This window comes from Thermobispora bispora DSM 43833 (assembly GCF_000092645.1).
Taxonomy (GTDB): Bacteria; Actinomycetota; Actinomycetes; order Streptosporangiales; family Streptosporangiaceae; genus Thermobispora; species Thermobispora bispora.
Map to the genome: position 1 here is coordinate 2,725,974 of NC_014165.1, position 20,033 is coordinate 2,746,006.

General features: G+C 73.3%; 12 protein-coding genes and 1 CRISPR repeat array. Of the genes, 10 read left to right on the plus strand and 2 right to left on the minus strand.

What is annotated here, in order from left to right:
- Nucleotides 1-213 precede the first annotated feature (213 nt).
- Nucleotides 214-1,098, plus strand: a complete 885-nt coding sequence (locus tag TBIS_RS11610) for a phosphotransferase family protein (protein WP_013132585.1) — start codon at nucleotides 214-216, stop codon at nucleotides 1,096-1,098.
- Between the two features lie 345 nt (nucleotides 1,099-1,443).
- Here the strand turns inward: TBIS_RS11610 and TBIS_RS19320 are convergent, their stop codons facing one another.
- Together TBIS_RS19320 and TBIS_RS19325 are read right to left on the minus strand one after the other, a co-directional pair.
- Complete coding sequence (locus TBIS_RS19320) at nucleotides 1,444-1,596, minus strand: hypothetical protein (RefSeq protein WP_158306183.1); 153 nt, start codon at nucleotides 1,594-1,596, stop codon at nucleotides 1,444-1,446.
- A 152-nt stretch (nucleotides 1,597-1,748) separates the two neighbouring features.
- Nucleotides 1,749-1,889, minus strand: coding sequence for a hypothetical protein (locus tag TBIS_RS19325; RefSeq protein WP_158306184.1), 141 nt, complete (start codon nucleotides 1,887-1,889; stop codon nucleotides 1,749-1,751).
- 453 nt (nucleotides 1,890-2,342) lie between these two features.
- On the opposite strand from TBIS_RS19325, the gene TBIS_RS11615 reads away from it, so the two are divergent.
- The 9 genes from TBIS_RS11615 to TBIS_RS11655 all read left to right on the plus strand — a co-directional run bounded on the left by TBIS_RS11615 (nucleotide 2,343) and on the right by TBIS_RS11655 (nucleotide 13,508).
- On the plus strand, nucleotides 2,343-2,789 hold the full coding sequence (locus TBIS_RS11615; RefSeq protein WP_013132586.1) for a helix-turn-helix transcriptional regulator: 447 nt from the start codon (nucleotides 2,343-2,345) through the stop codon (nucleotides 2,787-2,789).
- Between the two features lie 5 nt (nucleotides 2,790-2,794).
- Nucleotides 2,795-3,205: a VOC family protein gene (locus tag TBIS_RS11620; protein WP_013132587.1), complete on the plus strand. Its 411-nt coding sequence runs from the start codon at nucleotides 2,795-2,797 to the stop codon at nucleotides 3,203-3,205.
- 139 nt (nucleotides 3,206-3,344) lie between these two features.
- On the plus strand, nucleotides 3,345-3,887 hold the full coding sequence (locus tag TBIS_RS11625; RefSeq protein ID WP_013132588.1) for a pyridoxamine 5'-phosphate oxidase family protein: 543 nt from the start codon (nucleotides 3,345-3,347) through the stop codon (nucleotides 3,885-3,887).
- A gap of 71 nt (nucleotides 3,888-3,958) precedes the next feature.
- The gene (locus tag TBIS_RS11630; protein WP_013132589.1) at nucleotides 3,959-6,331 is read left to right on the plus strand and encodes an ATP-binding cassette domain-containing protein; all 2,373 of its coding nucleotides are present in this window, start codon (nucleotides 3,959-3,961) and stop codon (nucleotides 6,329-6,331) included.
- 574 nt (nucleotides 6,332-6,905) lie between these two features.
- A complete protein-coding gene (locus tag TBIS_RS11635) occupies nucleotides 6,906-7,550 on the plus strand; it encodes a helix-turn-helix transcriptional regulator (RefSeq protein WP_013132590.1) in 645 nt (214 codons plus the stop codon).
- Nucleotides 7,547-8,701, plus strand: a complete 1,155-nt coding sequence (locus tag TBIS_RS11640) for a hypothetical protein (RefSeq protein WP_013132591.1) — start codon at nucleotides 7,547-7,549, stop codon at nucleotides 8,699-8,701. Before TBIS_RS11635 ends, TBIS_RS11640 begins: the two co-directional genes overlap by 4 nt.
- Complete coding sequence (locus TBIS_RS20095; protein WP_013132592.1) at nucleotides 8,698-11,436, plus strand: multicopper oxidase domain-containing protein; 2,739 nt, start codon at nucleotides 8,698-8,700, stop codon at nucleotides 11,434-11,436. The genes TBIS_RS11640 and TBIS_RS20095 overlap by 4 nt, the downstream gene beginning before the upstream one ends.
- A gap of 307 nt (nucleotides 11,437-11,743) precedes the next feature.
- Nucleotides 11,744-12,706: a cation diffusion facilitator family transporter gene (locus TBIS_RS11650; RefSeq protein ID WP_241019684.1), complete on the plus strand. Its 963-nt coding sequence runs from the start codon at nucleotides 11,744-11,746 to the stop codon at nucleotides 12,704-12,706.
- A gap of 535 nt (nucleotides 12,707-13,241) precedes the next feature.
- A complete protein-coding gene (locus TBIS_RS11655) occupies nucleotides 13,242-13,508 on the plus strand; it encodes a hypothetical protein (RefSeq protein WP_041431510.1) in 267 nt (88 codons plus the stop codon).
- A 504-nt stretch (nucleotides 13,509-14,012) separates the two neighbouring features.
- Nucleotides 14,013-20,024: direct repeats of the CRISPR family, unit length 29 nt; unit sequence GTGCTCCCCGCGCACGCGGGGATGATCCC.
- Nucleotides 20,025-20,033 lie beyond the last annotated feature (9 nt).

Below are 20,033 nucleotides of genomic sequence, written 5' to 3' on the forward strand. Positions count from 1 at the left end.
CCGGGAGCTGCGCCGGGCCGGCCACCGGGCGAGGATCGAGGAGGAGGGGCCGGACGTGATCGGGATCGGCGCCGAGCCGCCCACCGCGATCGGCCAGCGGGCGCTGCTGATCGGGTCACGTGGTGGCGGCCGACGGGGCCGAGGCCGTCCGCCGCTCGGCCGAGCGCTACCTCTCCTTCGCCCTCGACGACGCCGGGCCGGAGCGGGCGGCCGATGACGCCTGATCGCCCGGAGGCGGAGATCGAAGCGATGTCCGCCCTGTTCGCCCGGCACCTGCCCGGGCTCGCGGCCCGCTCGGTGACCCGGCTGGGCGAGGGCATGGACCACGTCGCCTACGAGGCCGACGGCGGGCTGATCCTCCGGATGAGCAAGGAGCCGGACCCGGCCCGCCGCGCCGACCGGATCCGGCGCGAGGCGGCCCTGCTCGCGCTGGTGGCCGAGATCTCCCCGCTGCCCGTCCCGCGGGTCATCCTGAGCGACCCCGACGCCGGAGTGCTCGGGTACGTCAAGCTGCCCGGCCGCCCGCTGGCCGAGCGACCGGTGGCCGAGCCGGGGCGGCTCGCGCCGGCCCTCGGCGAGTTCCTCACCCGGCTGCACCTGGCGCCGCCGGAGCGGTTCAGCGCGCTGGCCGCGCCGGACACCCAGCCGCTCACCGCGTGGCTCGCCGAGGCCGAACGGCACCACCGCGCGGTCGCCGCGCACCTGCCGGCCGCCGCCCGCCGCCGGATCGAGGCCTTCCTCGGCGGCGCACCGCCCGCGGAGCCGCGCGCCCTCGCGTTCTGCCACAACGACCTCGGCGCCGAGCACGTGCTGGCGGAGGGCGGGACGGTCACCGGGGTGATCGACTGGAGCGACGCGGAGATCGCCGACCCCGCCTACGACCTCGGGCTCCTCTATCGGGATCTCGGCCCCGAGGTCACCGCGTCGATCCTCGCCCACTACGCGGCCCCGTGGGACGACGCGGCCGGCCGGCGGGCCGTGTTCTACGCCCGGTGCGCCCTGCTCGAGGACCTCGCCTACGGCCTGCGCACCGGACCGCGCCGGTACGCCGAGGCCGCCCTGGCGCACCTCGACCGGACCTTCTCCGCGTGGGGATGAGCGCCGCGCTCTGGCGGCGACGACGTCGGAGCCGAGCACGTGCCGGTGGAGGGCGGAGACGGTCACCGGGCGGGGTGAGCGGTATCCGGCCCGCTCCCCCGGGCGGCCGGCCCGGCGGCTCGGGGACCGGCCGGTCACGGGGCGGCCCGGTTCCGCCGCTCGGGGATCCGGCCCGCCCTTCGGGTGCCTCCGCTCGCGGGTGCGGCGTGGCCTCGCGGGGGAACGGCGCCGACCCGGTGCGGCCGGCGCGACGGCTCGGGGTGGGCGGCTCGGGGAGGGGTGACGCGGGGAGCGGTGTCGGGGGTGACGGGGAGCGGTGACGCTCCTCGTGATGCGGGCGGGCCGTCAGGCCGTGCAGGTGGAGCAGACGGGGCAGGCGACGGTGACCACGGCACGGGCCGCGTCGTCGACGTGCGCCACCTCTCCGGAGCCGAGGCAGTACCGGCAGGACAGCGCCGCCGCGATGACCGGGTCACGCCAGACGCGGTGCTCCCACACGGGCGGCGGCACGACCGGGGGCGGTGGCGGCTCCGCGGGCTCGTGCGCTCCGCCGACCCACCCCCGACCATGACAGAAAGGGCAGGCGAGGAAGAGCGGCCCGATTCGTTGACCCTTGGCTCCCTGACATTCCGGACAGGTGATCGGGTCGGTCATCGCCGGCCCGTTCCGTTACATCGCTTGCACGCCACCCAGCGCCGCTCCCTGTTCCGCTGGCCGTTCAGCTCCATCCACTCGCCCCCCGCACCCAGGCAGATGTCACACACCGGCTTCTCTTTGTAGTCCTTGGTCATGCCACGACATTACGCCGGATGGCATATCCGTCACAGCGTTTTCTGGCATCACTTTTCACTCGGTCATTTTCGATCTTCATAGGACCGGAAATAGCCTCCGATATTGGAAGAATACGCCACAGAAGCGAACAATCACCCTTTACCGAAGAATTGACAACAGGGATTCCGAACAAACTTCCGTAACCGCCCACGACGAGAACACCACTCGGCTCCGGAGGCCGCCCACCGGCCGGCCGCTCGGCCGTTCCGCGGACGGGACGCGCCGCCGTGCCGCCCGCCGAGCCGTACCGCACGGGATCGGCGCGCCACGGCGGGCGCGGCGTCACGCCCGGAACCCACCGGGCGGCCCGGCCCGGTGCCCCGGCACGGCACCGCGAACCGCACAGAGAGCACGGCCGGGGATGACACCGGAAACGCTAGGCGTATCCGGCACGATGTGGCAGTATCGCCCAGGTGACCACGGCATTCGAGCAACGCCTGCGCGATCTGGCACGGCTCCGCCGCGTTCGCGACCGGATCGACCGGGACTACGCCAAACCGCTGGACGTCGAGGCGCTGGCCCGCGAGGCGGGCATGTCGGCCGGGCACCTGAGCCGCCAGTTCAAGCTCGCCTACGGCGAGCCGCCGTACAGCTACCTGATGACCCGGCGCATCGAGCGCGCCATGGCCCTGCTGCGCCGGGGCGATCTCAGCGTCACCGAGGTCTGCTTCGCGGTTGGTTTCTCCTCGCTCGGCACCTTTAGCACCAGGTTTACCGAGCTGGTCGGCACACCGCCGAGCGTCTACCGGCGCCAGGCGGCGGCCGCGGCCGAGGAGGGGATCCCGCCGTGCGTGGCGAAACAGGTGACCAAACCGGTCAGGAATCGAGAAGCGCGGCTCCCCGCCCCGCACCTAGCCTGACCGGCATGGACATCACCATTCACCACACGTTCCTGCCGCACGACGACCCGGACACCGCCCTGAGCTTCTACCGCGACACCCTCGGTTTCGAGGTCCGCAACGACGTCGGCCACGGCGGGATGCGCTGGATCACGGTCGGCCCGCCGAACCAGCCGGGCACGTCCATCGTCCTGTACCCGCCGGCCGCCACACCCGGCCTCACCGACGACGAGCGCCGCATGATCGCCGAGATGATGGCCAAGGGCACCTTCGGCATCGTCGTCCTGGCCACCAAGGACGTCGACGCCGTCTTCGACCGGCTGCAGGCCCGCGGCGCCGAGGTCGTCCAGGAGCCCGTCGACCAGCCGTACGGGGTCCGCGACTGCGCGTTCCGCGACCCCGCGGGCAACCTGATCCGCATCCAGCAGGCGAGCTGACGCCGCCGTCGCGCCCCGCGCCCGGCCCGCCCGGGCGCGGGGCCGGTGGCGGACGGCGCCGCCGGCGGTCACCGGCGACCGTCCCAGGACCGCTTCCCGATTCCGTTCCCGAATTCGAGATACCGTTCCCGACTTCGATATGACTGCCGAACCCCGCTCCCGCGCGCAGCGCCGCCGCGACACCGAGCACCGCCTCAACCACGACGTCGACGTCTGGGTGGCCACCGCCTCACCGGACGGCCTGCCGTACCTGGTGCCGCTCTCCTTCGACTGGGACGGCGAGACCCTGCTGCTCGCCACCCCGGCCCACAGCCCGACCGGCCGGAACCTGGCCGCCACCCGGACCGTCCGGCTGGGGCTGGGCCACACCCGCGACGTGACCGTGATCGACGGCGACGTCGAGGTGCTCGAGATGGACGCGCTGCCCAAGGAGCGCGGCGACCGGTTCGCCGCGCGCACCGGCTTCGACCCGCGCGCTGGCCACGCCGTACCGCTGGTTCCGCGTCACGCCGCGCCGGATCCAGGCCTGGCGCGAGGAGAACGAGCTGACCGGCCGGGAGCTGATGCGCGACGGCCGCTGGCTGGCCTGAACCGGGCCGCCGCGCGGCCGGGTCCGGGGACGCCGGGATCCGGCCGCGCCCGGCTCCGCCAGGAGCGTAATTCCGCAGGTCATCGCGGGTGATGCCACCAGAATGCACCGGACGGTGCGGACCGCGCCGCCCGGACGAACCGGCAGATGGGAGAGACACGAGCATGGCCACGAGCGGCACGTCGCCGGTGCACGTCGCCGACAGCCACGACGTGATCCGCGTGCACGGCGCACGCGAGAACAACCTGAAGAACATCAGCATCGAGATCCCCAAGCGCCGGCTGACCGTGTTCACCGGCGTCTCCGGCTCGGGCAAGAGCTCCCTGGTCTTCGACACGATCGCCGCGGAGTCACAGCGGCTGATCAACGAGACCTACAGCGCCTTCGTGCAGGGCTTCATGCCGACGGTGCACCGGCCCGACGTCGACGTGCTCGACGGCCTGACCACCGCGATCATCGTCGACCAGCGGCGGATCGGCGCGGACCCCCGCTCCACCGTCGGCACCGTCACCGACGCCAACGCGCTGCTGCGCATCCTCTTCAGCCGGCTCGGGCGGCCGCACATCGGCCCGCCCAGCGCGTTCTCCTTCAACGTCCCGTCCGTACGGGCCAGCGGTGTGATCACGGTCGAGCGCGGCTCGGGCGAGACCACCAAGCAGACCTTCTCCCGCGCCGGCGGCATGTGCCCGCGCTGCGAAGGCCGGGGCTCGGTCACCGACTTCGACCTCTCCCAGCTCTACGACGAGAACAAGTCGATCAACGAAGGGGCCCTCACCATCCCCGGCTACAGCGCGGACGGATGGTACGGCCGGATCTTCCGCGGGTGCGGCTTCTTCGACCCGGACAAGCCGATCCGCGAGTTCACCGAGCGGGAGCTCCACGACCTGCTCTACAAGGAGCCGACCAAGATCAAGGTCGATGGCGTCAACCTGACCTACGAGGGCCTGATCCCGAGGATCAAGAAGTCGTTCTTGTCCAAGGACGTCGACGCGCTCCAGCCGCACGTCCGCGCGTTCGTGGAGCGGGCGGTGACGTTCACCGTCTGCCCCGGCTGCGACGGCACCCGGCTCAACGAGGCGGCGCGCTCCTCCAAGATCAAGGGGATCAGCATCGCCGACGCCTGCGCGATGCAGATCAGCGACCTCGCCGAATGGGTGCGCGGGCTCGACGAGCCGTCCGTCCGGCCGCTGCTCGCCGCGCTGCAGCAGACCCTCGACTCGTTCGTGGAGATCGGGCTGGGCTACCTCTCCCTCGACCGGCCGTCCGGCACGCTGTCGGGCGGTGAGGCGCAGCGGGTCAAGATGATCCGCCACCTCGGCTCCCCGCTCACCGACGTCACCTACGTGTTCGACGAGCCCACCACCGGCCTCCACCCGCACGACGTCAAGCGGATGAACGACCTGCTGCTGCGGCTGCGGGACAAGGGCAACACCGTGCTCGTCGTCGAGCACGAGCCGGAGACGATCGCCATCGCCGACCACGTCGTCGACCTCGGGCCCGGGGCCGGCACCGAGGGCGGCACCGTCTGCTACCAGGGCCCCGTCGACGGGCTGCTCGCCAGCGGCACCATCACCGGCCGCCACCTCGGCTACCGGGCCTCGCTGAAGCAGGAGGTGCGCAAGCCCACCGGGGCGCTGGAGATCCGCGGCGCCACCACGCACAACCTCCGCAACGTCGACGTCGACATCCCGCTCGGGGTGCTCGTCGCGGTCACCGGGGTCGCCGGCTCCGGCAAGAGCTCGCTGATCCACGGCTCGCTCGCCGGCCGGGACGGGGTCGTGGCGATCGACCAGACCCCGATCCGCGGCTCGCGGCGCAGCAACCCCGCGACCTACACCGGGCTGCTCGACCCGATCCGCAAGGCGTTCGCCAAGGCCAACGGCGTCAAGCCCGCGCTGTTCAGCGCCAACTCCGAGGGCGCCTGCCCGAGCTGCAACGGCGCCGGCGTCGTCTACGTCGACCTGGCGATCATGGCGAGCGTCGCCACCACCTGCGAGGACTGCGAGGGCAAGGGCTTCCAGCCCCAGGTGCTCGACTACAAGCTCGGCGGCAGGAACATCAGCGAGGTGCTCGCCATGCCCGTGGCCGAGGCATTGGAGTTCTTCGGCTCCGGGGAGGCGCGCATCCCGGCGGCCCACAAGATCCTCACCCGGCTGGCCGACGTCGGGCTCGGGTACCTCAGCCTCGGCCAGCCGCTCACCACGCTCTCCGGCGGTGAGCAGCAGCGGCTCAAGCTCGCCGCCCACATGGCCGAGCAGGGCGGCGTCTACATCCTCGACGAGCCCACCGCCGGCCTCCACACCGCCGATGTGGAGCAGCTCCTCGGCCTGCTCGACCGGCTGGTCGACTCGGGCAAGTCGGTGATCGTCATCGAGCACAACCTGGCGGTCATGGCGCACGCCGACTGGATCATCGACCTCGGGCCCGGCGCCGGCCGGGACGGCGGCCGGGTGGTGTTCGAAGGCACCCCCGCCGACCTGGTGGCCGCCCGCTCCACCCTCACCGGGCAGCACCTGGCCGAGTACGTCGGCGCGTGACCGGTCGAGCCCCGGGCGTGTGACCGGGCCGGGCCGCGCCCCGGCCAGGCCCACGGCGCCCAGGCGCTCCTCTCCCCGCGGCCGGCTCCCCGGAGCCGGCCCGGGTCACCTTGCCGAGTGCCCGCCGGCCCGATGATCGGCGCTCCGCTCCGGCGCCGCGCCGTGGGCGGGACGGCGCGGCGGTCACCCGGTCTCCCGGCGGGCCGGCCATCCCGATGATCACGGGCCGGCTCCGGGGGCTGCGCGGGCCCGGTCCCGCTTCCGGCCGATCCCGGTAGCCCACCGTCCCTGGCGGCGTGCCGAGGTTCCACCGCATGGCGGCAGTTGATCGCGTCGCGCCGCTGACCGGCGGCCGCGTGCGACCGGGATACCACGCCGGACACCTGCACTGACGTGCCCACTGCGCGTGCCGCTGAGCCGGCCCCGGCCCCTGTGAAGTCCCTCACGAAACCCCGCCCGCACCGGTGGCGGCCCGGCTGGATTTTTTACACTCACAACCGTGAAAAATAGCCGGACGCCCGGTACGCCACCGCAGGCGGGCCACGGGCCGCGCCCCGCCCCGTACGGCCCGCCCATGTCCGCGGCCCAGGCCCTGGTGCTCGACACCCTGCGCCGGCAGGGCCGGCCGAGCACCCTGGCCGAGCTCACCGCGGCGACCGGGCTGCACGCGAACACCCTCCGGGAGCACATCGAGGCCCTGATCGAACTCGGCCTGGCCGAGCGGCACCGGGCCGAGCCGCGCGGCCGGGGCCGGCCGGCCTGGCTCTACCGGGCCGCGGACACCCCCGGCGAGCCGGAGTCCGCGTACGCGGGCCTCGTGGCCGCGCTGGTCCGGGTGATCCAGCAGACCAGCGCCTCCCCCCGGGAGGACGCCGTCACCGCCGGCATCGCGTGGGGCCGCGAGCTGGCCGGGCGCGGGCGGGGAGCCGCCGGCGCCCGGACGGACCGGGACCGGGCGGCCGCTCCCCGTCGGCTGGTCGAGCTGCTCCGCCGGCTCGGCTTCGAGCCGGACGCCGACCTGGCGCAGGGCGTGGTGCGGCTCACCCGCTGCCCGCTGCTGGAGACCGCCCGGCGCCACCCGGACGTCGTCTGCGGGGTCCACCTCGGCGTGCTCCGCGGCGCGCTGGAGGAGTACGGCGGCGACCCGGCGCACACCGAGCTCGTGCCGTTCTCCGAACCCGGAGCCTGCCGTGTCCTGCTCGATCGGGAGGGGCGATGACGACCCCGCCACGGCCCCAGACCTCGGCGCCGCCGGGCACCGGGCAGGCCGCCGCCCGCCGTGCGCGCCCCAGGGTGACGGCGCTCCTCGCCCTGCCCGGGGCGCTCGCGCTGCTCGCCGGCCTCGACGCCGCGCTGCTCCTGCTCGAGCTGCCCGCGCCGGTCACCTGGGCGCGCCTCCGTGACGTGCACGGCCCGCTGCTCGTCCTCGGCTTCGTGGGCACCCTCATCGCACTGGAGCGGGCCGTGGCGTTGCGGGCCCCGGCGGGCTTCGCCGCGCCCGCCCTCCTCGGCGCGGGCGCCGTGCTCCTGCTCACCCCGCTGCCCGAGCGGGTGGGCGGCACGGCGCTGCTCCTCGGCGCGATCGCCCTCATCGGCTGCTATGTCCCGCTCTGGCGCCGGCAGCGCGGCGACGCCGTGCTCGTGCAGCTCCTCGGCGCCGTGCTCGCCGCCGGCGCGGTGACCCTCTGGCTGGGCGGGGTGCCGGTGCCCCGGCTCATCCCCTGGCTCGCCGGGTTCGTCGTCCTCACCGTCGCGGCCGAACGGGTGGAGCTCGCCCGGATCGCCCTACCGGCGGGCGCGGAACGCGGGCTCCTGTGGGCCTCCGGCGCGGTCGCGGCCGCGATCACGGCCGCGCTGCTCTGGCCCGCCGCCGGATACCCCGTGCTCGGGCTCGCCCTCCTCGGGCTCACCTGCTGGCTCGCGGCCCACGACGTGGCCCGGCGGACCGTCCGCGGCACCGGGCTCGAGCGGTTCACCGCGGGCTGCGTCCTGGCGGCGTACGCCTGGCTCGGCATCGGCGCGGCCTGCTGGCTCGTGGGCGGGCCGGTCGACGACGGGGCGCGGTACGACGCGGTGGTTCACGCCCTCTTCCTCGGCTTCACCCTCTCGATGATCATGGCGCACGCACCCATCATCCTTCCGGCGGTCCTCCGGCTGCCCTTGCCGTACCATCCGGTCCTCGCGGCGCCCGCCGGGCTGCTGCACCTCTCCCTCGTCCTCCGCCTGTGGGCCGGCGACGCCCTGGACGCGCCGGCGGCGTGGCGGATCGGGGGCGTGCTGAACATCGCCGCGGTGCTCCTGTTCGCCGCGTGCCCGGCCTGGTCGGCCCTGACCCCGGCCCGGCCGTCCCGTACGGAGGCCCGGCCATGACCCGCGAACCGAGACGGCGCCGGGGCTTCTCACCGCTGCGCGACCTGCCCGTGATGGGCTGGCTCACCGCGCTGATCGTGGTCGTCATCGCGCACCCGTTCCTGCCGGCGCCCAAGTGGCTGATGCTCCACCTGCTCCTCCTCGGCGCGCTCAGCCACTCGATCCTCGTCTGGAGCCGGCACTTCGCCGACGCGCTCCTGCGCACCCCGGAGCGCGACCCGACCGCCCAGCGGATCCGGCTCGGCCTGCACAACGGCGGCGCGCTCCTGGTCATCGCCGGGGTCGCCACCGACCTGCTGCCGCTCACCGCCGTGGGCGCCGCCTCCGTCGCCGCCGCGGCGCTCTGGCACGGCGCCGCGCTCGTGGCGAGGCTGCGCACCGCCCTGCCCTCGCGCTTCAGCATCACGGTGCGGTTCTACGTGGCGGCCTCCTGCTTCCTCCCGATCGGCGCGCTGCTCGGCACGCTGCTCGCCCGCGGGTTCACCGAGGTCTGGCACGAGCGGCTGAAGCTCGCCCACGCGATCGTGAACCTCCTCGGCTGGGCCGGGCTCACCGTGGTGGGCACCCTGCTCACCCTGTGGCCGGCCATGCTCCGGACCCGGATGGCCGAGGGCGCGGAACGCGCCACCCGCCGGGCGCTCCCGCTGCTCACCGCCGGAATCGTCACCGCGGCGGGCGGCGCGATCGCCGGCGCCCGGCCGCTCGTCGCCCTGGGCCTGGCCGGCTACCTCGCCGGCCTAGGGGTGACCGCCGTGCCCATGGCCCGGGCGGCCAAGGGGAAGCCGCCCGCGTCGTACGCCACCTGGTCGGTCCTCGCCGCCGTGGCGTGGCTCGCCGGGTCGCTCGCCGTACTGGTGGCCGTGGTGGCGGTCACGCCCACGTGGCCGGCCATCGGCGACCGGTTCAGCGGGATCACCCCGGCCCTCGCCGCCGGGTTCGGCGCCCAGGTGCTGCTCGGCACCCTGTCGTACCTGGTGCCGGTCGCCCTCGGGCGCGGTGCCGGGCCCGTGCGGGTGGCGGCGGACACGCTCGACCGGGCGGCCGCCTTCCGGGTCGTCATCGTCAACGCCGGCCTGCTGGTGTCGGTGCTGCCCGTGCCCGTGCTCGTGCGGGTGCTCTGCTCGTTCCTCGTCTTCGGCGGGCTGGGGGCGTTCCTCCCGCTGCTGATCATCGCGATCCGCCGGTCGCGGGCGGCGCGCCGCGCGGCCGGTGCGCCGGCGCCCGGTGACGGTGCGGCCGCCGCGCAGGGGGCGGCGGGCTCCCCCGGGGACCGCCTGCGGCGCCCGGCGGCCGGGCTCGCCGTGGCCGGGCTCGCGGTCGTGGTCCTGGCGGTCGCCTCCGGGGTCGCGCTCGACCCCGGCGCGGTGAGCAAGGCCCGCGCCGCCGCGGAGGCGTCCGCCGAGGTGCGCGCCACCGGCCGGACGGTGACCGCCCGGGTGGAGGCGCGGGACATGCGCTTCTCCCCCGCGACCATCGAGGTCTCCCCCGGCGACCGGCTGGTGATCACGCTGGTGAACACCGACGACGAGGACGTCCACGACCTGGTCCTCGACACCGGGCAGGAGACCGGCCGGCTGGCGCCCGGCGAGTCGGCCCGGATCGACGTCGGGGTCGTCGGCCGGGACATCGAGGGCTGGTGCTCCGTGCTCGGGCACCGGCAGATGGGCATGGTGCTGCACATCCGGGCCACCGGGGCCGGCTCCGCCCCGGCCGGCGGCCACCAGCACGGCCACGGCACCGCGGGCCCCTCGGGTGCCTCCGGCGACCACACCGCGGGCGCTTCCGGCCATGGCTCTTCGGGTGCTTCGGGCGGGGGCGCGCCGGGCGGCTCCGGCGACGGCGCGCCGCGCGAGGACGCGGCCGCCCGGCTCGACTTCACCGCTCGGCCCGGGCCCGGCTTCACGCCGTACGACCCGGTGCTCCGGCCGGCGAGCGAGCAGCGGCTGCACCGGTACACCTTCCGGGTCCATGAGGTGGAGCGCGAGGTGGCGCCCGGGGTGACCCAGCGGCTGTGGACCTTCAACGGGCAGATGCCCGGGCCGGTGCTCCACGGCAAGGTGGGCGACACCTTCGAGATCACCCTCGTCAACGACGGCACCATCGGGCACTCGATCGACTTCCACGCGGGCTCGCTCGCACCCGACAAGCCCATGCGGACGATCCCGCCGGGCGAGTCGCTCGTCTACCGGTTCACCGCGATCAAGGCCGGGGTGTGGATGTACCACTGCTCGACCATGCCGATGTCCGCCCACATCGCCAACGGCCTCTTCGGCGCGGTCATCATCGAGCCGGAGGACCTGCCGGCGGCCGACCGCAGCTACGTGCTCGTCCAATCCGAGCTCTACCTCGGCCCGCCCGGCGGCGAGGCGGACATGGACAAGATCCGGGCCGAGCGCCCCGACGCGGTGGTCTTCAACGGCTACGTCAACCAGTACGACCACCGGCCCCTGGCGGCCCGGGCCGGGGAACGGGTCCGGGTGTGGCTCCTCGCCGCCGGGCCGAACCGGGGCACCTCGTTCCACGTGGTCGGCGGGCAGTTCGACACCGTGTACGCCGAGGGCGCCTACCTGCTCCGCCCGCCGGGCGACGGCGGGAGCCAGAGCCTCGCCCTCGCCCCCGCCCAGGGCGGGTTCGTCGAGCTGGTCTTCCCCGAGCCGGGCCACTACCCGTTCGTCTCCCACGCGATGGTCGACGCCGAGCGCGGGGCCCACGGGATCTTCAAGGTGACGGAATGACCAGGGGTTGATGAGCGGGCCGGCGCCCGCCCGGCCGGTGGCCGCCGCGCGGTCACCGGCCGGTTCCGCGCCGTACGGACGACGTCCCGACTTGGCCTTGCCGTACCGGATGGCCCGAGTTGCGCATGGTTTGCCGCAGCACAGGGGTTGCTGTTCTCGAGGTGCTGCAATTCGCCTTCGGTGAGATCCTGGCGCCATGAGCACCGGTCACGGGCACGCTCACGGTCACGGCCATCGGCACGCTCACGGTCACGGCCATGGGCACGGCCACGGCCGGGTGGCCTGGTGGCGGGCGGTGCCGGCGTGGGTGAGGCATGTCCTGACCCCGCACGGCCACGACACCGCCGGCGTCGTCGACGGGGCGCTCGAGGCGAACCGGCGGGGCATGCGCGCGTTACTGATCTCCTTCGGCGCGTTGCTGGTCACCGCCCTGCTCCAGGCGGGCCTGGTCGCCGTGACGGCATCGGTGGCGCTGCTCGGCGACACCCTGCACAACGTCGCCGACGCCCTCACCGCCGTCCCGCTCGCGATCGCGTTCCTCCTGGGCCGCCGCGCGGTGACCAAGCGGTTCACCTACGGGCTCGGCCGGGCCGAGGACCTCGCCGGATTGGTGATCGTGCTGGTCATCGCCGCCTCGGCCGCCCTGACGGCGTGGGAGGCGGCCGAGCGGCTGGCCCGGCCGCGCGAGGTCACCGGCCTCGGCTGGCTGGCGCTGGCCGGGCTCATCGGGTTCGCGGGCAACGAGCTCGTGGCCCGGTACCGGATCAAGGTCGGGCGGGAGATCGGCTCGGCCGCCCTGGTCGCCGACGGCCTGCACGCCCGCACCGACGGGTTCACCAGCCTCGCCGTGCTCCTCTCGGCCGCGGGCGTCGCGGCCGGATGGGCATGGGCCGACCCGGTGATCGGCCTGCTGATCACCGTGGCCATCGTGGGGGTGCTCTGGGGAGCCGCCCGGGAGGTGTTCGGCCGGCTCCTCGACGCGGTGGACCCGGAGCTGGTGGACCTGGCCGAGCGGACCGCCGCCGGCACCCCGGGCGTCACCGAGGTCCAGCGGGTACGGCTCCGCTGGGTCGGCCACGCGCTCCACGCCGAGGTCGAGGTGGCGGTCAGCCCCGACCTCAGCGTGGTCGAGGCCCACGAGATCGCCCACGAGGCCGAGCACCGGCTGCTGCACGCGATGCCGCGGCTGGCCAGGGCGACCATCCACACCAACCCCGGCGGGCGGCCGGGCGAGCTCGCGCACGCGCGGCTGGCGCACCACCACGGCTGATCCGGGGCCGGGGTTTCGCGGGCGGTTCCGCCACCGGCACGCAGTACCGGGTTCGCTCACCGATGACAGTCACGCGTGCCGGCGAATCCGGGCGTGACCGTGGTGCGCAGCCCCGGGCGAACGCCCGTTTGCGGTCGCCGGACTCCGGGGTGCCGATCGAGGACGTCTCCGCCTCGTCGGCCATCGCAGCACGTCGCCGTCACCGAGCCGATCTACCGCGGGCAGATCCGCCCGGTGCTCATGCGGGCGGAGGCGATGGACGGCCTGTTCGCGGCGCGGCTACAGCGGAGCGTGACCGCGGACATCTTCCGTCGGCCCGCCACCAAGAGCAGTGAGCCGATGACGAAAGGTCGAGCCCGGCTTCGCGTGCGAGCGCTCCCGTGATCTTCCCCGCGCGCCGGTGGTCCTGCCGACACAGCCGGCTTGCCCCATAGAGCCATCTGCTGGGCGCTGCACGGATTGGTGGTGAGCGGAGATCAGAGGCGTTTCCTCCACCCATGAGCACGATCCGGACGCTGTCATCGCACCTGGGTCTATGACCCGAACCCCGAAGACCTCGCCATTGGACCATATCCACACCGAGGAATGGCCTGCCGAGTTCACCACGGAACTCCTGCAGCTCCTCCATGTCCTCACCTTGTGCGTAGAGCTGGAACCCGAACAGGCCGCCTTGCTGGAGCGAATCCGCAACGGCCCGCTCATCACCGTTGCCGATCTGGAGCAAGCCGACGTCCTTCCAGTTCCCGCAAGCGCCCGCAATGCTCCCCGGGCGCGTTCGCCTGACGCTCCGACCCTGCTGTGATCAGAGCTGGGCTGCGGAGACATGGCCCTCAGCGGGAAATCAAGGAGGTGGACTTCCCCCGCCCACGGGGATGATCCCCAAGCCACGGGCAGCGGCGGAAGCTGCTGGAAGTGCTCCCCGCGCACGCGGGGACAATCCCCGCCGGCACGCTAGGTGGGTCGCCTGTATCTGATCTTCCCGTCTGCCGTTGATCCGCCCTCAGGGGCAGTAGGCCGGCGCCGAAGGGTTAAGCCCGGCTGTGCCGGCGGGGCGACCGGCGCACGTGGAAGGTCACCGGGGACAGGTACACGCAAAGCCGGGGTCCCGTAGCAGCAGGTCTACTAGCTCCTCCGAAGTTGGACGGCACGCGAGACGATCGAGGGCTTTGCAGTAGCATCATTGAGCATCAGATAAATACACTAACTACCGAAGGGCACTTTTTATCCTAAATGTACTGTATGCCCAAATTGGCGAAAGTGGTCGAGACTCGCACCTGCGCGATCTAAACGCGCAGGTCGCGGAGGGGTGCTCCCCGCGCACGCGGGGATGATCCCCTCAGCTAGCTGCACTTCGGTACCGGCGGGGTGTGCTCCCCGCGCACGCGGGGATGATCCCCCGGACTACCCGCCGTGCCCGATGCGGCGCCTGTGCTCCCCGCGCACGCGGGGATGATCCCTTGCCGCGGCTGGGCTATGTCCAGGAGAGCGAGTGCTCCCCGCGCACGCGGGGATGATCCCTACTCCCCAGTCCCGGCCGGGTACTCGTCGAGGTGCTCCCCGCGCACGCGGGGATGATCCCGGGTTCAAGCGCCACCCCGATACGGGGGAGCTGTGCTCCCCGCGCACGCGGGGATGATCCTGAATCCAGGTTGGCCGTGCCCACCGCGTGCACGTGCTCCCCGCGCACGCGGGGATGATCCCATCGGGGCAACGATGCCGACCCCGAGCGCGTAGTGCTCCCCGCGCACGCGGGGATGATCCCCAGCAGATGGCGACGTACTCGCCTGAGATGGCGTGCTCCCCGCGCACGCGGGGATGATCCCCTCCGGTGTTCCGCCGCGCACCCGGATCCTGGGTGCTCCCCGCGCACGCGGGGATGATCCCGGACTGTACTCCCGATGTACTCGCGCAGGTCAGTGCTCCCCGCGCACGCGGGGATGATCCACGCGCGGCCGAGCTGGGCCACCCGCAAAAGTGGTGCTCCCCGCGCACGCGGGGATGATCCCCTGCCTCGGGGTGTTGAGGCGATCGAGGTATGGTGCTCCCCGCGCACGCGGGGATGATCCCCGGGCTGGACAGGCTCACCGCCGTCTACTGGCGTGCTCCCCGCGCACGCGGGGATGATCCCGGGGCCGCCGCGCTCAACGTCGCCCTGCAGGAGTGCTCCCCGCGCACGCGGGGATGATCCCAGCTCCGGATCTCTGGCCTAGGGCGCAACGTCGTGCTCCCCGCGCACGCGGGGATGATCCCCCGTCGCCCGATCTCACGGTCAGCGGCAACGAGTGCTCCCCGCGCACGCGGGGATGATCCTTCGTGACGACCTCAACCGGCGGCTGTATGAGCGTGCTCCCCGCGCACGCGGGGATGATCCCGATGACACCCTGCGCGACCCGGACCAGGCCCTGTGCTCCCCGCGCACGCGGGGATGATCCCAAACAGGGGCGCCCACCCCTCACCGGGGCAGGGTGCTCCCCGCGCACGCGGGGATGATCCCTCATGTCAAACACGTGTTTGCGCAGGTCAAGGGTGCTCCCCGCGCACGCGGGGATGATCCCGGGTCCTGCCCTCCGCTAGGCGGCGGGTCTTAGTGCTCCCCGCGCACGCGGGGATGATCCCATCATCCGCCAGCAGCATTTCTCGGTCTTGGAGTGCTCCCCGCGCACGCGGGGATGATCCCCTCGTCCGGTAGGGACATATAGACGCATTTGGGTGCTCCCCGCGCACGCGGGGATGATCCCCCGGCCCTGGACCCTGAATACGTCCGAGCCCTGTGCTCCCCGCGCACGCGGGGATGATCCCCCGATGCAGCGGCTGCGGCCGCCTGAGGTGCCGTGCTCCCCGCGCACGCGGGGATGATCCTGAGCGCCACCAGCGGCACTCGGGGTGCCCGGTGTGCTCCCCGCGCACGCGGGGATGATCCCCACGCCAGGGCGCACCTCGACGCCATGGCCAAGTGCTCCCCGCGCACGCGGGGATGATCCCGGTAACTGGAACCCATTTCCGAACTGTGGGCAGTGCTCCCCGCGCACGCGGGGATGATCCCTGGCTCCAGCTCGCCGAGACGGCCGAGGCCACGTGCTCCCCGCGCACGCGGGGATGATCCCGAGTTCGAGTTCCTGCGGCAGACAGCGCGTGTGTGCTCCCCGCGCACGCGGGGATGATCCCGGGGATACGGCCACGGATAGCCATGTCTGTCCGTGCTCCCCGCGCACGCGGGGATGATCCCGGCAAGCCGTCACCGACAGCGGAACGCCGCCGGTGCTCCCCGCGCACGCGGGGATGATCCCTCGCCGTGCATCCCCGGAGACCACGACTCCTAGTGCTCCCCGCGCACGCGGGGATGATCCCGAGGGCGGCTGGCTCGACACGACCACCGGCGAGTGCTCCCCGCGCACGCGGGGATGATCCTCTCGAACCGCCTGGACGAGCTCGTGCGGGTAGGTGCTCCCCGCGCACGCGGGGATGATCCCTGGCCTGACGTGTACGCCGACCCGAGCTGGAAGTGCTCCCCGCGCACGCGGGGATGATCCCAGCGAGGAGACAAGATGAGGCTCGAAGTTAGAGTGCTCCCCGCGCACGCGGGGATGATCCCGACGGGCTGCGCTTACGGCAGGAAGCCCACGCGTGCTCCCCGCGCACGCGGGGATGATCCGTCACGCCGGAGCAGTTCCAGCGGTTCAAAGCGGTGCTCCCCGCGCACGCGGGGATGATCCCCGCTGCATCGCCCCATCGGCGTTCGGTGACAGGTGCTCCCCGCGCACGCGGGGATGATCCCCCCCGGACGGCGCGCCACCTCTGCCAAACCGGGTGCTCCCCGCGCACGCGGGGATGATCCCGCCGGCCTCGACGCACGCCTGAAGTGGCTCGGGTGCTCCCCGCGCACGCGGGGATGATCCCGCTTGCCGCGCCGCTGTCGTCATCTCCGGCTAGTGCTCCCCGCGCACGCGGGGATGATCCCCTCCCCGTCAACCTCTGCGCAGGGTGCGGCACGTGCTCCCCGCGCACGCGGGGATGATCCCTCGGCCGGGGGACCCGCGCGCCCCCGTCGCCCGTGCTCCCCGCGCACGCGGGGATGATCCCCCGTTCACTGCTCTCCTCTCAGGCTCGCACCCGTGCTCCCCGCGCACGCGGGGATGATCCCCGCGGCACCCAGCCGGCGGGGATGGTGATGATGTGCTCCCCGCGCACGCGGGGATGATCCCCGGCGGTGGGTCAACGCCGGGCGCCCCAAAGAAGTGCTCCCCGCGCACGCGGGGATGATCCCACCACGATCATCGGCATGCCGCCCAGGTCCGGAGTGCTCCCCGCGCACGCGGGGATGATCCCTCGTCACCGGCGAGGGCGACACCCTCGGGGAGGTGCTCCCCGCGCACGCGGGGATGATCCCTCGCCGAGCTGATGCGCGCCCACGGCATACCGGTGCTCCCCGCGCACGCGGGGATGATCCCGGTTCGCCCCACCCCGCAGCATGGGGTGGGGCGTGCTCCCCGCGCACGCGGGGATGATCCCGTGGGCGAACCGTCCTCGCGGGGGAACCACTCGTGCTCCCCGCGCACGCGGGGATGATCCCCCCGGGCCTCCCTATGGACGGCACCTATCGGGGTGCTCCCCGCGCACGCGGGGATGATCCCGGTGGCCCATCGTCGGCTGTCCCACTGGAGCCGTGCTCCCCGCGCACGCGGGGATGATCCCATGGCGCCGCGGGCGGTCTTAAGGAGGGTGAAGTGCTCCCCGCGCACGCGGGGATGATCCCGGGCGCGGGTTGGTCTGCCTGTCCTGGATGAAGTGCTCCCCGCGCACGCGGGGATGATCCCCGGTCGGGGATGCCGTGCCGCGCGGCCCGCCGGTGCTCCCCGCGCACGCGGGGATGATCCCGTGGTGGATTTCCTGGGCGGGACGGTCATCCCGTGCTCCCCGCGCACGCGGGGATGATCCCGGGCGCGGGTTGGTCTGCCTGTCCTGGATGAAGTGCTCCCCGCGCACGCGGGGATGATCCCCGGTCGGGGATGCCGTGCCGCGCGGCCCGCCGGTGCTCCCCGCGCACGCGGGGATGATCCCGTCTACGACCTCCAAACCCTCGCCGAGCTGGAGTGCTCCCCGCGCACGCGGGGATGATCCCTCCACGATCACCGCCGAGGGCGTGCTCCTGTAGTGCTCCCCGCGCACGCGGGGATGATCCCGTGCTGGTCGCGAGGGGTCCGGCCCACGCGAGGTGCTCCCCGCGCACGCGGGGATGATCCCCGGGAGTCGATCACCTTTGAGGAGCTGTACGCGTGCTCCCCGCGCACGCGGGGATGATCCCCGGGGTGAGAGGTGGTTTCAACCGTGATTTGGGTGCTCCCCGCGCACGCGGGGATGATCCCTTCTGCACGAAGGTCGCCACACGATCCCGGATGTGCTCCCCGCGCACGCGGGGATGATCCCCCATGCCCAACTACCCTGCGCGCCCTCGGCACGTGCTCCCCGCGCACGCGGGGATGATCCCGGTGCCGGTGGACTGCTGCTGGTTCTGCTCGTGTGCTCCCCGCGCACGCGGGGATGATCCCCCTCAGCGCGGCGGCGAGAGACGGCACGCTCGGGTGCTCCCCGCGCACGCGGGGATGATCCCTCCGCGCGCACTCCCGGGGACCGTGGTCCGGGGTGCTCCCCGCGCACGCGGGGATGATCCGTCAAGCGCCTCGACTAGGTCGCGCACGCGCTCGTGCTCCCCGCGCACGCGGGGATGATCCCTCCTCCCCCTGCAGGGTGATCACGTCGATTTCGTGCTCCCCGCGCACGCGGGGATGATCCACTCGACCCCAAACTCGGCCCCGCCGCGGCGGCCGTGCTCCCCGCGCACGCGGGGATGATCCCTGGGCCAGATCCGATTTCGACCTAGCCCAGTGGTGCTCCCCGCGCACGCGGGGATGATCCCCGTCATACAGGGCGCCGCGGCCGATGAAGTGAGTGCTCCCCGCGCACGCGGGGATGATCCCCAGCCGAACGCCACGGCCACGGCCAGGAGCGAGTGCTCCCCGCGCACGCGGGGATGATCCTCGGAGGGGAGGAAGCCGCCGCGCGTGAGCCACGTGCTCCCCGCGCACGCGGGGATGATCCCCCCGTAAAAGATCGTGCCCGCCGTGCCCGACAGTGCTCCCCGCGCACGCGGGGATGATCCCCAGCCCTTGATCACGCTGGGGAGCTGGGGATGTGCTCCCCGCGCACGCGGGGATGATCCCCGTCGGCATCGAGCCCCGGCCGCACTGGCCGGAGTGCTCCCCGCGCACGCGGGGATGATCCACTCGACCCCAAACTCGGCCCCGCCGCGGCGGCCGTGCTCCCCGCGCACGCGGGGATGATCCCGCCGCGTTCGGGTCCATGCCCCACTCCTTTCTGTGCTCCCCGCGCACGCGGGGATGATCCTCGAGCGGTCCGTGCTGCGAATCTCCGAGTGACGTGCTCCCCGCGCACGCGGGGATGATCCCCTAGCGCCTAAGGCCGGGGCATGTGCCCCGGCGTGCTCCCCGCGCACGCGGGGATGATCCCCCGGCGGCGCGTAGCCGGGCGAGCGCGGCGTCGTGCTCCCCGCGCACGCGGGGATGATCCTCGGGGCACGCCACTCGGCAGGCAGGTCTACCAGTGCTCCCCGCGCACGCGGGGATGATCCCACGGCCCGGATCACGCTCCGCTGCTGGGACAGGTGCTCCCCGCGCACGCGGGGATGATCCCGCCTCCCCACCGGCACCCGCGTCCGCGAGATCGTGCTCCCCGCGCACGCGGGGATGATCCCAGGCTGCTCGACCAGGGGTCGCCGTACCGGGAGTGCTCCCCGCGCACGCGGGGATGATCCCAGCCACGCGACCCGGTACCAGTACTCGGTGAGGTGCTCCCCGCGCACGCGGGGATGATCCCTGCGGCCAGTGGTTGAAGTAGACGCGGTGCTTGTGCTCCCCGCGCACGCGGGGATGATCCCTGCGGCCAGTGGTTGAAGTAGACGCGGTGCTTGTGCTCCCCGCGCACGCGGGGATGATCCCTGCGGCCAGTGGTTGAAGTAGACGCGGTGCTTGTGCTCCCCGCGCACGCGGGGATGATCCCTGCGGCCAGTGGTTGAAGTAGACGCGGTGCTTGTGCTCCCCGCGCACGCGGGGATGATCCCTCCTTGGGCTTTTTGCTGGTCGGCCGGGGCAGGTGCTCCCCGCGCACGCGGGGATGATCCCCGGTGGTTCACCTCCCGGCGCCAGCTCGCCACGTGCTCCCCGCGCACGCGGGGATGATCCCGTCGAGGCCGTAGTCTGCGACTCGCTCGGCCTGTGCTCCCCGCGCACGCGGGGATGATCCCCCGCCAGCA

Excerpts from the sequence above, each read along its gene's own strand:
- TBIS_RS11610 (WP_013132585.1), top strand. The coding sequence starts at position 214 with ATGACGCCTGATCGCCCGGAGGCGGAGATCGAAGCGATGTCCGCCCTG.
- TBIS_RS19325 (WP_158306184.1), bottom strand. The coding sequence starts at position 1,889 with ATGACCAAGGACTACAAAGAGAAGCCGGTGTGTGACATCTGCCTGGGT.
- TBIS_RS11620 (WP_013132587.1), top strand. The coding sequence starts at position 2,795 with ATGGACATCACCATTCACCACACGTTCCTGCCGCACGACGACCCGGAC.
- TBIS_RS11625 (WP_013132588.1), top strand. The coding sequence starts at position 3,345 with ATGACTGCCGAACCCCGCTCCCGCGCGCAGCGCCGCCGCGACACCGAG.
- TBIS_RS11630 (WP_013132589.1), top strand. The coding sequence starts at position 3,959 with ATGGCCACGAGCGGCACGTCGCCGGTGCACGTCGCCGACAGCCACGAC.
- TBIS_RS11635 (WP_013132590.1), top strand. The coding sequence starts at position 6,906 with ATGTCCGCGGCCCAGGCCCTGGTGCTCGACACCCTGCGCCGGCAGGGC.
- TBIS_RS11640 (WP_013132591.1), top strand. The coding sequence starts at position 7,547 with ATGACGACCCCGCCACGGCCCCAGACCTCGGCGCCGCCGGGCACCGGG.
- TBIS_RS20095 (WP_013132592.1), top strand. The coding sequence starts at position 8,698 with ATGACCCGCGAACCGAGACGGCGCCGGGGCTTCTCACCGCTGCGCGAC.
- TBIS_RS11655 (WP_041431510.1), top strand. The coding sequence starts at position 13,242 with ATGACCCGAACCCCGAAGACCTCGCCATTGGACCATATCCACACCGAG.